This is a genomic window from Paenibacillus vini (assembly GCF_018403325.1).
Classification (GTDB): Bacteria; Bacillota; Bacilli; order Paenibacillales; family Paenibacillaceae; genus Fontibacillus; species Fontibacillus vini.
Genome location: NZ_BOSL01000001.1, coordinates 574905 through 588065, shown reverse-complemented (window position 1 = coordinate 588065; position 13161 = coordinate 574905). Strand labels below are relative to the sequence as shown.

The following is a 13161-nucleotide window of genomic DNA, read 5'->3' as shown; positions in this document are numbered from 1 at the left end:
AAATATTCACAATTTTAAATATTCTTGGAGGGCTGGCTGATGATATTGTCCCTTTGTCCGCCTTTTGAACGGACATTTTAACGTTTTGTCCTTCTGAGGCGCACAATTAGGGGGCTTGCTAAGTTTAATGGTGGTTTATTAACTATTCATTGGCTCAGGTTTATTATTATTTCTAGCTTTACCCGATATCATGAGTTGAACTTTGTATTTATTTCATTTCATTCGGTTGACGAACGCAAAAAACCGCTCGGCCGAAGCCGAACGGTTCTCAGGTTTATTTGGAGGAAGCGGACCGCGCGCCGGCTGTCCGCATCAGCCACAGGAAGTACGGCGCGCCGAGCAGAGCCACGACCAAGCCGGACGGGATCTCTTTTGGCGCGAGCAGCACGCGGCCGACGATGTCCGCAAGCACCAGGAACACGGCCCCGAGCAGGGCCGAGAGCAAGGTCAGCTTGCGATTCGAGTTCGGCACGAGCAGCCGGGCCGCATGCGGCGCCAGCAGGCCGACGAAGCCGACGGTGCCGACCGTCGCAACGGCCGAAGCGGCGAGCGCCGCGCCAAGCAGGCCGCCGAGCATGCGCGTCCGCTCGGCGGAGACGCCGAGGTTGATCGCCGAGGCGTCGCCTAGGGCGAGCAGATCAAGGCGGCGGGCCAGCCACCAGGCGAGCGGCAGCAGCACGAGCGGCCAGGCGAACAGCCAGCCGAGGTCGTCCCAACCGCGGGCGTAGGTGCTGCCCGACAGCCAGGTCAGCGCCGAGGCGACGCGAAGCTGCGCCTTGACGACGAGCGCCTGGATGCCGGCCGAGCCGAAGGCCGAGACCGCCATGCCGATCAACGCGACCTTCGCGGGCTGCATGCCGCCCTTGCGGCTGATCGCGAAGATTACGAGCGCTGCAGCGATGGCGCCAAGAAAGGCTGCGACCGGCACGACCGAGCTCGGTAACTGCGGCAGCAGAATCAGGAAGACGAGCGCGCCCAGCCCTGCGCCGGACGTAACGCCGATCACCGAAGGATCGGCGAGCGGATTGCGCACGACGCCCTGCAGCAGCGTGCCGCTCGCGGCAAGCGAGGCGCCGGCAAGGGCCGCCACCAACAGGCGGGGCAGCCGGGTCTCGATCACCATATACCTGGTGATCTTGCTGGCCTCGCCCGTCAAAGCGGCCCATACGTCATGCAGCGGCACCGTTGTGCCGCCGAAGACGAGGCCGGCGCCCAGCGCGAGCAGCAGCAGGAGCCCCGCCCCCGCCAGCAGGGCGGGATACGGCAGGACGCGCCGGAAGCCCGCGCCCATGCCGGAGGAAGCGCCCTGCACCTCGCCGCGCGACGGCTTCATGCGGTACACTAGCCAAATGAGCCACGGCGCGCCGAGCGCCGCCGTGGCGGAGCCGGCCGGCAGCAAGCCGAACGCCGGCTCCAGCAACAGCACGGCCAGATCGGCCGCCACCAGCACGATCGCTCCCCAAATGACCGCGCCGGGGATGAGCAGACGGTGGCGGTGCAGGCCCATCAGCCGCAGCAAATGCGGCGCAATGAGACCGACGAAGCCAATCGGCCCCACCGCACTTACCGTCACCGCGGCCAGCAATACGGCCGTCAGCACACTGACCGTCCGGGTTAATCCGATCCGCTGGCCGAGCGACTTGCCGACATCTTCATCCATCAATAGAATGTCGAGATTCCGGCTGAACAGGACCGACAGCAGCAAGCCGCCCAGCACCCACGGCCAGATTGCCGTCACGTTATGCCAATCATTTTGGATCAAAGAACCGGAGCCCCAAAGGAACAGGCCTGCGGTTTCATTTTCAAACAACAGTTGAAGCGTGCCTGTCAGCGAGGAGAGCACCAGCGTAAGCGACATGCCGCCCAAAGCCAGGCGTACGGGCGCGCTCCGTTTCCGCCCGGCCATCAGGAACACGACGGCTCCCGCCAGAAGTCCGCCCGCCATCGCCGTCAGCAACGGGAATCCGCTAATCAGCGACGGAATAAAGATCGTACCCGCCACCACGGCCAAATAAGCTCCGGCGTTAATGCCAAGCGTTCCGGCGGAGGCCAGCGGATTGCGGGTCAGCGTTTGAAGAAGTACGCCTGCCACGGATAATGCCGCTCCCGCAAGCGCACCAATCAGCGCCCGGGGCAGTCTTACCCCGCGAACGATCTGCTGCAGCGGGTCGTCCAGGGTCGGGTGAAACAACGCTTCCCCGATCAAAGACAGCGAGATGCCGGCCGTTCCCTGCGTGATCTGCACGCAGAGGAGCAGCAGCAGAATTAGCGGACCGGCCCCGAATACAAGAAGAAGCGAACCCCGGGAGGTTCGCTTCGAACGAGTTCCGGCATTCGCGTTAGCCGAAATGAGACCCGTACTCATGGCGCCAGCACGGACACGGCTTTATCCACAAGGGTTTTCGCCGATAACGGTCCGCCGAACACCCACGAGTCTCCTCCTAACGCATAGGTGCGGTTCTCTTTTACGAAATTCAGGTTTTTCCAAACTTGGTTTTCCTTCAAGTGCGTTTCAAACACATTATCGTCATCCTGCACGATATACAAAAAGTTCGAGTCCTGAAGCGCCGGGAAAGCCTCCACGGATTTCTCCGAATAGCCGTATACTTCATAGGCCGGTTCCTTATTTGCATTTTGAAGCCCGATTTTATTCAAAATCTTCACGGCCATCGAGTTATCCGTAAAAATACGGAATACCGGCGAATTTTGGTTACTGAATGCCTGTACCAGCGTAAACTCCGCATTTTCCTTGCCTGCGGATTTCAACTTCTCGGCCGCTGCCTTGTAAGTCTCGTCCAATCCGGCCAGCACTTGTTTAGCTTCTTCCTGTTTGCCCACCGCATCCGCAATCGTATTGAACGTATCGATCATTTCCTGATACTGATCCACGCCGTTCTCATCCTGATAAGGCGAAAAAGCAATCGTCGGCGCGATATCCGCCAGTTTGTCGTAAATGTCCTTTGCCCGGAAATCGGAAGTAAGAATCAGATCCGGATCCAGCGCCATAATCGCTTCCAGGTTCGGCTCCTGACGGGTTCCCACGTCCTGCACGTTCGCATCCAGTCCAGGCGTAGTATTCACCCAGGCTTGGTATCCCTTCACATCGGCTACGCCGACAGGCTGAACTCCCAATGCGATCAAATCCTCGGCATACGTATATTCCAAGGCTACGATCCGTGTCGGAGTCCCTTCAACATCCGCAGTACCAAGCGCATGCTTGAATGAACGCACACCGTCTGCCTGCTGTCCCGAGTTGGCCGCATTTTGAGATTGTTCCGCCGTATTCCCTGCATTTTCCCCGTTACCGGCAGGTGCCGGGTTATTGTTGTTTTTCGCATTTCCGCACGCCGCCAAAACCAGGCAAATGCAAATTACGGAAGCCATCATCTTTAACATTTTCATTTTTCTCATCCTTAACTCCCCCATTATGTAAAAATAAAGCCTTAACTCCACCTACGTCGCCTTCTCCTTCGCTGCCATCGCAGCTACCAGTTCTTTGCGCTTGGCTTCCCGGTCTGCCTTCGACAGTTTTGGACAGCCGTAACAATACCCGTGTCCTGAATCCGTCCGGTAGGCCAGACAGCAGGTCGGTTTCATTCGAGTCATCTCACCGGGCCGATAAGGATCATCGATCCAAGTTTCTTTCAAATCGAACGGATTTCGTTTCAAACCGAACCATTGGGCATCAAGGACTCTCGAAAAAAAGGCGTACTGCTCCTTAAACGGTTCAGTCACGGAAGGGTCGCCCATCTGCTTGCCCAAATAATCCAGGTAAAACTCCACGCCGAGCGGCATTTGTCCCCATAATTGCGCCACCGGAAGCCCCGAGATGGCTGATGCCGTTTCCATAACCGGGCGGAGCGTATCCCGGATGAAAGCTCCCAGCACTTCCTCACGCCAATCGCTTATATCCCCCGTCGGCCAAGCATTCTTAGCGGAATCCTTGATCACGAAGAAAAACCGAGGATAATCATTCACTATGCCAATTTGAATAGTGAGATTTTTAAGCGAAAAATCTACGCCACCGTCGCACCCCGCAACCATATAAAGCAGGGCGGCAGGAACGACTCGCCAACAAGCTGCATAATAGGTTGCTGCAACCTGGATGTCTTTTCCTTTAATCTGCTCCCGGTAAACCTCGAGCAGTTGCTCCGCCTGTTCACGATCCGGCAGGCGTTCCGCCGGTATCGTAAACAGGGCATCCGCCCTTTCTTCGGTTACTATGGAGAGCGCCCGATCAAGCAGCCCAAAATCAATATCCATCACTACGCCTCCTGTACTTCTGCCGGTAACTTTCCCTACAGGAATGAGACCACCTTATTATTGGCCGAATCATCCTTCTTACCGGGCCGGACCTTGCCTTCGGTAGCTGCGCGGTATAACTCGTACGGAAGACAAAGCGGCACCCCGCTGCGCGGATCGGTCACGATATCCGCTTCGATGCCGAACACTTCGCGCAGCACTTCGGAAGTAACAACCTCTTCCGGTGCTCCGACGGCAACTGCCTGCCCCTTCTTAATCGCAATCATATGATGGGCGTATCTGGCCGCGTGATTCAAATCGTGAACGACCATAACAATGGTCCGTTGAGACTCGGCATTCAGTTCCTCAAGCAGTTGCAGCACTTCCAACTGATGAGCCATATCCAGGAAAGTGGTCGGTTCATCGAGGAACAAAATATCGGTTTCCTGGGCCAATGCCATTGCAATCCAGGCCCGCTGGCGTTGTCCGCCAGACAGTTGCTCCAGAGCGCGGTCACTGAACTCATTCATCCGCGTTGCCTCAATCGCCCATTCGATGATCTTGCGGTCTTGCTCTTTTAATCCGCCAAACCCTTTTTGATGCGGAAAACGGCCATATGAAATCAATTCGTACACCGAAAGCCCTTCCGGTGCGGTCGGGTTTTGCGGCAATATCGCGAGCTGCTTGGCAACTTCCCGGGTGGACTGCTTATGAATCGACTTGCCGTCAAGCAGTACGCTTCCTCCCTTAGGCTGCAAAATCCGGGCCATCGTTTTTAAAATCGTCGATTTCCCCGACCCGTTCGCACCTACCAAAGCCGTAATTTTCCCTTGGGGGATCGATATATTCAAATCCTGGACAATCAACCGGTCCTCATACGCTATATCCAAATGGGAGGTCTTCAATGACGCCATGACCATCTTCCTTTCCGTATATGACCTGAAAATGAGGTCCAAAAAAGATTTCCGTAATCTTCTCTACTTTCTAAAGATACTGATAATCATTATCACTTGTCAACAGGAATTTATGTCCGAAGACGACAAAGAGGCGCCTTGACAGGCGCCCCTTTACTAAGTTTAAATTCATTTGTTTTCGCGAGCGTTCTGAGCCAGCCCCACCAACATATGCGCCAGCGCATGCTGTTGCTCCGAATTCCCGGCCTTCCACAATTCCTGGAGCAGCTTCTCTTCCCGGTTGCGAGGCTCCTCTTTGGCTGCCAGATAATTGCCGATCCGCTCAGCCGCTTTTGCCATCGTCTCCTCGCTCAAGCCGATATTTTCCGCGAGCTCGACCCGTAAACCCAAATATTTTTTAAAAGTATCGAAACTCTCCAGAATTTCATCCTTTGCCTTATCATCCATCCGGTCTAGCGCCGCATCCACTCTTCCCAGCGCTGTCTGGCCTTCCTTGTTTACAACATGGTTATGTTCGGACATGCATAACGCCTCCTTCTGAGATATAGAGTTCGTTAGTACATAACCCGCACGCAGAATCGTGAATCAATCCGTCGTTCTAACCGTGTTGATCGCTTAAGGATTGGCTACCGGCACGGCATCGTAATACTCTTCCAGCGTAATATCCCGTTCGGCGATATCCGATGCAATTTCCTTGCCTACATAACGAAGATGCCATGGCTCGTATTTGTAGCCGGTAATATCGTCTTTACCTTCGGGATAACGAATAATGAAGCCATATTCCGATGCATGCTCCGCCAGCCACTTCGCTTCCTCGGTATCGCCGAAGCAATCCTCCGCGGCGCATTTGCCGTCGCTGCCCGACACGTCGATGGCCAAGCCAGTTTCATGCTCGCTATGCCCTGGCACCGCGCTGTAGGTTTTAGCCTTTTCCAATCCGTCCTTTTTTACATAACGGTTGAAAAGCGATGTCTGCGTACTGTGGGAACGATACGCCGAAACGCCGGCCAAGTAAATTCCGTCGCTCTCCGCGCCTTCAAACAATTTCTCCAAAGCCGAAGCGGCCTCTTTGCGCATCATGCGTTTCTCGATCTTCTCTTTAAAGGTGAAGCGAACGTCCGGATAGACGAGATCGCCAGGCTTATGATCCTCCGGCAAGGCGAATTCCTTGTTCACCAGCACGGCCACGCTGTCGGCATCGGCCGCTGCGGACTGACTTGCATCCGGCTTTGCTCCGTTCCCTTCTTCTGCCGTACCGGAATCTGTCCCTCCACCTGCTGCGGAAGTATCTCCCTGATCCGCTCCAGTGTTGGTCTCGCCATTAGCCCCATTATCGGTATTGCCATCGGTTCCGCTGCCGGACCCGCCATTAACACCTTCATTTGCACCTGTATTCCCTGCATCATTCAGTTCGGTTCCCGGTGTCTGATTCAATGGTTCAGTATCCGCCGGCTTATCTTTGCCGCATCCTGTAAATAAAACGGCAGCCATCACAAGGACGACAGCCGATGTTGTCGCTCCCCAACCCGTCCGAAGCTTCATTATGATTCCCCCCATGTGTGTGTGTTTCTATACTGACGCCTCTGCGGACGTTTTAGTTGCTGGTAATCGTATCTAAAAGGCGCCCCCATTCTCAAAGAACGGGCGGCTGCCTTTTCATTTCTAAATTAGCGGTGCCCGGGTGATTAACGCCCGCGACGGCCGCCCTCATTCCGGCCGCGTCTGCCTCCAGGGCTCTGATCACGTCCGCCGCGCCCGCTGCCGGATGCATTCCTGGAGCCGCGCTTCGCGCCGCCGTCCTGGCTGCGCCCGCCTCTTGCTGCGCCGCCCGCCTGGCCGCCGGTTCCCGGTTTCCCCCGGCCCGAGGATCCGCCGCGTCCGCCGCCTTGCCCTTGGCCCTGGCCGTTCCGGCCGCCGAATCCGCTGCCCTTCCGGCTGCGCTCCTGTCCTTCCGCGGCGGAACGTCCCTGCCCGGTGCCTGCAGGCTTGCCGCTGCCGCCTACGGCGGACACTCCGCTCTTCTCATACCGCTGCCGCTCCAGGCGGCGGGCAATACCGCGCTCGATGTTCCGGAGCGCTTCCACATCCTTCACCGCCGCAAACGTCACGGCGATGCCCTTCTCCCCGGCCCGGCCCGTCCGGCCGATCCGGTGGATGTAACTATCGACATCCTGCGGAATGTCGTAGTTAAATACGTGCGTGACGCCCTCAACGTCGATGCCTCGGGCCGCTACATCGGTCGCGACCAGCAATTCCAGCTTGGCGTCGCGGAATGCGCGCATCACCTGTTCGCGCTTCGACTGCGACAGGTCGCCATGGAGCTCGTCCGAAGCAAAGCCCGCCTCTTGCAACGCTTCATTCAGCGTGCTTGCCCGGCGTTTCGTACGGCAGAAAATTACCGCCAGATACGGACGGTGCTGCCGGATCATCGTGATCAATGCCTCTTGCTTGTTCCGGTCCGTGCATTCCACGACAATTTGCCGGATGCTGTCCAGCGTCACGCGGGAGGTTTCGGCGATCCGGATATCGCGGGGCTGCTGCATATACGTCTTGGCCAAACGTTTTACGTTATCGGGCATGGTTGCCGAGAACAGCATCGTTTGACGGCTGCGCGGAACAAGGCGGATAATTTCCTCCACCTCGGCCAAAAATCCCATATGCAGCATCTGATCCGCTTCGTCCAGCACCAGCATACGGACAGAGCCGAGCGTCAGCGAGCCCCGGCGCAAATGGTCCAACAGCCGGCCCGGCGTACCGATGACGAGCTGCGTCCCGTTCTGCAGCTTGCGGAGCTGCCGCTCCACGTCCTGCCCGCCGTAAGCGGCCAGCACGGACATGCCTTCGCGGGCTGCCGCCAGTTTCCGCGCTTCCGCGGTAATCTGAATCGCAAGCTCGCGCGTCGGCGTAATGATCAGCGCCTGCGCATCCGGACGGTCCGTCCGGATTTTCTCCATGATCGGCAGCAAGAACGCCAATGTTTTTCCGGTGCCCGTTTGGGCCTGGACGATGACATCCTCCCCCGCAAGCAGCTCAGGAATAGCCTTTTCCTGTACCGGAGTGGGATTCACGATCCCTTGTCCCTGCAATATTTGTAAAACGGCCGTCGATAGACCCATTTTCTGAAAAGTTGTCAAAAAGTTCACCTCATTAGTTATTAGCCCGGCATTGGATTAGCCACATTTTTCCCTTGTCTTCCTAATTCTAAAAGCGGGCCTTTTTATTGTAACAGAGATTGTCTCGAAAATCCGGCTACCTTTTAAGTTTTCATCCGGATAACGAAGAACCTGGCCTCTGTCCGCCAAATCCCACATGAGATCGAAGAAATATAGCCCTCTCCAAGTCCTCCAAGTCCTCCAAGTCCTCCAAGTCCTCCAAGTCCCTCCAATTCTAACGAACCTAGGAAGCCTTATCCGATCGAAAACTAGTAAATTTAGATTTTAACGAACTCAGTACACGTTATTCTTCAATTTCCAGCCAAAAAAGGGTCAAAATCTTCAAATAAGAATCCTCAGATTCGTTAGCCTAAACAAACAGTAAATTATCACGAAATAGCGTTCCTCAGGTTCGTTAAAAAAATCGGAGAAGTAGGGGAATGTCAAAAAAAGCCGGCAGCCTTCAGGCGTACCGGCAATTTAGACTTGGCCCGTCAAAACCTCCCCGAACGGAAGATGGAATACAGCAGCCAAATGACCATCAGAAAAGCGACCACAAAACCGATTTCGATAGCAGGGATGTTCCACAGCACGGTGGGCATTCGGGTTAAGGAGGAGCCGATAATAAGTCCGACCATAATAATGCTGAATGCCAATAGAACAATGCTGAAGGAGAGCCGGTTTCCGATTTGGTCGAGCTTCTTCAGGAAATGCTCCATTTCCGGCACGCTCATCTCCATCTTCACTTTGCCCTTGCCGAGCAAAGTGAAAAGGCGGTTCACCTGCTGGGGAAAACCCGTCAGCGCTTCCGCAAAGTCGACGGCCCCGCCGATGAGCTGTTTCCCCAGGCGGCGGCTGCCGAACTTCTCCCGCAGCAGCTTCTTGCCGTAAGGCTCCGCCAAATCGAGAATCCGAAGTTGCGGGTCCAGACTGATCGCCACGCCTTCCAGAGTGAGCAGCGCCTTGCCAAGCAGAAGCAAATCCGGCGGCAAAACAATCCGGTGCCGCTGGGCGGTTGCAAACAGATCGTTCAGCGCTTCTCCGATGCTGATTTCCGAAAACGGGATATCATAGTAGCGATCATGAAGCCGTTCAAGGTCCGTGCGTAATGCGTTCAAATCGCGCGTATCTTCCAGCAGTCCCATTCGCAGGATGGCCCGGAGCATTCCCTCATTGCTGCGCCGCATCAAGGCGATCACGAGCGAGGAAAGATGATCCCGCATCTCGGGGCTTAAGCGTCCGATCATGCCGAAGTCGATAAAGGCCAGCTTTCCGTCCCGGGTTGCGAGCAGGTTGCCGGGATGCGGATCCGCATGAAAGTGTCCGCCCTCAAAAATCTGCTCGAACATGGCGTTCACCAATCGCTCGGCGATCTCCTTAGTGTCGAACCCGCCCTTCCGAAGCTCGGTCATCCGGTTCAAATGAATGCCCTCCACATAATCCATCGTCAAAACTTTGGACGTGGAGCAATACCAATGGACTCCGGGAATGCAGACCTCTTGGCTGTCCTTAAATTGCCTGCGGATCTTCTCCATATTCCGGCCCTCGATGCTGTAATCCAATTCGGCCGTGATCGACCGGGAGAACTCTTCCACCATTTGCGGAATTTGATACCGGTTGACCCAAGGCCAGTGCTTTTGGGCCGCACCCGTCAGGTTCTTGAGAATATCCAAGTCCCGTTCGACCTGGGGCACCACGCCGGGGCGCTGAATTTTTATGGCTACAACCTCGCCGGTAACAAGCTGCCCTTTATGGACCTGTCCGATCGACGCCGCGGCTATAGGTACTTCTTCGAATTGGGCCAGCAGTTCGGCAGCCGGCATCCCGAATTCCTGCTCGATGATAGCGAGGGACTCCTCGCCCGAAAACGGCGGCACCTGATCCTGAAGCTTCACGAGCTCTGCGATAATCGGCTCCGGAAGCAGATCCGAACGGGTGCTGGCGAGCTGGCCCAGCTTGACGAACGTCGGGCCAAGCTCTTCAAGCACAAGCCGAATCCTCTCTCCCAGGGAGAGGCTGCCCACCTCGGTCTTGTGAATCCAGCGGAGCGGCACGGCGAAAAGCCGATTCAGCCCGATTTCTTCGGCCATATAGCCGAAGCCATGGCGCATCAGCGCCATGGCGATCTCACGATAACGGCCGGAATGCCGGACACGGATGCCCATGGCTTACGGCTGCTGCAGCTCGGCGAGCTTAATTTCCAGTTCGGCCACCCGTCGCGCCAATTCTTCCATTTCCTTGGCCGAAGCAAGGCCCATGGATTGCAGTACGGATTTTACTTGTTCGTTCACTAATTCCTTGAAGCGGTTCTGTTCTTCCGCCCCTTTATCGATCAGACGCTCCACAAGCTGTTTGGATTCCGAAGGCGCGAGCTCGCCGCGTTTGACTAAATCATCGACAAGGCTTTCCACCTTTTCTTTGCTGACAATCGTAAGTCCCCACCCCAATGAGATGGCCTTCTTTAACAAATCGCTCATGCTAAACATCCTTTCCCGTACATTCATGTGATCGAAAAGCATAGCCCTTACCATAGTAATACCCATGGTTCCGCCAAATACTACCTACTCCCCGATTTTCTCGTCCGGAGCAGGTTTTCTTTCACCTGTCAGGGGTTCCGTCTCTCCAGCATAGTATTTGGCCAGCTCCACCATCATGCTGCCCATGCGTTCCTCGCGCGGAGCTACCACACGGGGAACTCCCGCTTCAAACAAGCCTTGCGCTGTGACTTTGCCGACCGCCACAGCGATGACAGGGCCCTGCAGCGCATCCATCAAGGCTTCCCGTTTTCCCTGACCAGCTGCATGCTCCATCAGAAACCGGACCTGCGGGCCGCTCGTAAACGTCACGGCATCCAGCCGCCCCTCGATCAGGTCCGCAAGCAACAGATCAAGTTCTTCGCGGGGCGGAGCGATATGCCGGTACGGAAGAATTTGTCTGCAAGAAGCCCCCTGCTCTTCAAGCCAGGATACCAGTCTGGGGGCAGGATCGCCATGGAGCTGCAAGATAACGTCCTTCCCTTGGAAATCATGTTCCGCCAAACCGCGAATCAGCCCTTCAGTGCTGCCGTCGTCATCCCTTACAATCGGGGTAAGCCCACGCTTCTTCAGTACATTTGCCGTCTTGTATCCTCTCGCGGCAATGCTGCTGTTTTGAAGGATATTCAGCCAATCCTCGGCAACTCCCATGTCCTCGGCCATATCGAACAGCGCGTCGATTCCCATCCCGGTCGTAAATATCGACCAATCCGGCGGATGGGAGGCCCAGGCAACGAGACCGTTTCTCAAATCCAGATCCTCCAACAGCACGGTCCCCTGGGCGGGTCTGTATAAAGGAATGCCTCCCATATTTTCGACCAGTTTACCGAGCTCTTCCGAGCGGCGCGGACCGGTGATGGCCACTCTTTTCCCTTCCAATCTGCGTGCCATGTATTCCCTCCTATTCAAGGTCTCTCGCGGCCTCTTTCTGTCTCTTCCCGATTAAGCCTTCGCCAATTCAAGTCAATCCTAGAGCTTCTGTACCTTGAATTTCCCGACCAGTTCCTGAAGCTTTACGGCCATCCGGGACAATTCCGCTGAGGAAGAGGCGATTTCATCAATGGAGGCAAGCTGCTCCTCGGCCGCCGCCGAAATGGTTTGTGTGTTTCCGGCCGACTCTTCGGCTACGACGCGTATGCCGCTTATCGATTCGGTAACTTTTCCGGCGCCGGCAGCCAATTCCTGAGACGATGCCAGCACGCCCTCAATCTTATCGGCGGTTCCCCGGACCGCTTTGCGGATCCGCGAAAAGGAACGGCCGGACGTATCCACTGCGATAATTCCTTCTTCCACGCCTTGCTTGGCGTTCTCCATCGAATTCTGCGCACGGCGGACCTCCGACTGGATGCTGCCGATCAATTCTTCGATTTGGTGGGCCGACTTTTCCGACCCCTCAGCCAGCTTGCGCACTTCCGAGGCCACCACGGCAAAGCCCTTTCCTTGTTCCCCGGCTCTGGCCGCTTCGATGGAAGCGTTCAAAGCCAACATATTCGTCTGCTTGGCGATCCCCGTGATCACCTCTACGATGCCTCCGATATTCTCCGTAAGCTCGCTTAACGTTTCGATTACGGATCCCAGCTCTTCGACGGTATGCTGGATGTGCTCTATTTTCTCAACGACGCTGATTACGGAGGAATTCCCCTCCTCAGCCACCGCCGTCGTCCGCTCCATGGTTTCTGTAAATGTCCGAATATGCTCGGAAATGACAACGGCCTGACTGGACATCTCCTCTACGCCCCGAATGCCGGTTTCGATGTTATTCATTTGCTGCTCGCTGCCTGCCGCCATTTCCTGAATCGCAACGGTGACGTCCTGAATCGCTTTCGTCGTTTGCCCCGCACCGGCGGAGAGGTGCTGCGCCGAGGCGGACACGCGGTTCGTCGTATCGTGTACGCTGGTGATCATATCGTTCAAGTTATCGACCATACGCTGCACATGATTACTAAGGATACCGATTTCATCCGATCTGTTTAATCCATCGACCCGTTTCGTTAAATCTCCCTGACTGATTAACCGGGCCGATTCGCCCAACCGGTCCAGCGGAACAGCGATGCTGCGGATCGCAAACCAGGCCGCCGCTGCCGCGACTACCAGCGAAACGCCTGCAATGATCAAGGTCCTTCCTTCCATCTCACTCGAAATCAGAAACTCCAGTAAAATCGGAACCAGGGCGGCAACAACAGTAGACACTAGCAAGGTGATTCTGACGCGTTTTTTCATGAATACAGATCCCCTCTTCAAAAATCTTTACAAGTTTACCTATTTCGACATCTCCGGCTTCATTTCCTTTAGAGTGGACCCGCGTAATCCCCAAAAACT

General features: G+C 55.9%; 11 protein-coding genes. All 11 read right to left on the bottom strand.

What is annotated here, in order from left to right; translation table 11 throughout:
* Positions 1–274: 274 nt before the first annotated feature.
* Positions 275–2365 carry an iron ABC transporter permease gene (locus KJS57_RS02645; protein ID WP_213653658.1) on the bottom strand — a complete coding sequence of 697 codons (2091 nt, stop codon included), beginning with the start codon at positions 2363–2365 and terminating at the stop codon, positions 275–277.
* Positions 2362–3411 (bottom strand): ABC transporter substrate-binding protein, encoded by a 1050-nt coding sequence (locus KJS57_RS02640; RefSeq protein ID WP_244861353.1) that lies wholly within the window; start codon positions 3409–3411, stop codon positions 2362–2364. The genes KJS57_RS02645 and KJS57_RS02640 overlap by 4 nt, the downstream gene beginning before the upstream one ends.
* 42 nt (positions 3412–3453) lie before the next feature.
* Positions 3454–4263 carry a hypothetical protein gene (locus KJS57_RS02635; RefSeq protein WP_213653657.1) on the bottom strand — a complete coding sequence of 270 codons (810 nt, stop codon included), beginning with the start codon at positions 4261–4263 and terminating at the stop codon, positions 3454–3456.
* A 35-nt stretch (positions 4264–4298) separates the two neighbouring features.
* On the bottom strand, positions 4299–5156 hold the full coding sequence (locus KJS57_RS02630; protein ID WP_211022712.1) for an ABC transporter ATP-binding protein: 858 nt from the start codon (positions 5154–5156) through the stop codon (positions 4299–4301).
* Positions 5157–5324: 168 nt separating this feature from the next.
* On the bottom strand, positions 5325–5678 hold the full coding sequence (locus tag KJS57_RS02625) for a DUF3243 domain-containing protein (RefSeq protein WP_213653656.1): 354 nt from the start codon (positions 5676–5678) through the stop codon (positions 5325–5327).
* Between the two features lie 93 nt (positions 5679–5771).
* Positions 5772–6698, bottom strand: coding sequence for a M15 family metallopeptidase (locus tag KJS57_RS02620; protein ID WP_244861352.1), 927 nt, complete (start codon positions 6696–6698; stop codon positions 5772–5774).
* Positions 6699–6841: 143 nt separating this feature from the next.
* A complete protein-coding gene (locus tag KJS57_RS02615; protein ID WP_373316688.1) occupies positions 6842–8290 on the bottom strand; it encodes a DEAD/DEAH box helicase in 1449 nt (482 codons plus the stop codon).
* Between the two features lie 512 nt (positions 8291–8802).
* Complete coding sequence (locus KJS57_RS02610) at positions 8803–10473, bottom strand: ABC1 kinase family protein (protein WP_213653655.1); 1671 nt, start codon at positions 10471–10473, stop codon at positions 8803–8805.
* Positions 10474–10476: 3 nt separating this feature from the next.
* A complete protein-coding gene (locus tag KJS57_RS02605; protein ID WP_211022715.1) occupies positions 10477–10785 on the bottom strand; it encodes a phasin family protein in 309 nt (102 codons plus the stop codon).
* A gap of 84 nt (positions 10786–10869) precedes the next feature.
* On the bottom strand, positions 10870–11733 hold the full coding sequence (locus KJS57_RS02600; RefSeq protein ID WP_213653654.1) for a uroporphyrinogen-III synthase: 864 nt from the start codon (positions 11731–11733) through the stop codon (positions 10870–10872).
* A gap of 78 nt (positions 11734–11811) precedes the next feature.
* Positions 11812–13062, bottom strand: coding sequence for a methyl-accepting chemotaxis protein (locus KJS57_RS02595; RefSeq protein WP_213653653.1), 1251 nt, complete (start codon positions 13060–13062; stop codon positions 11812–11814).
* Positions 13063–13161 lie beyond the last annotated feature (99 nt).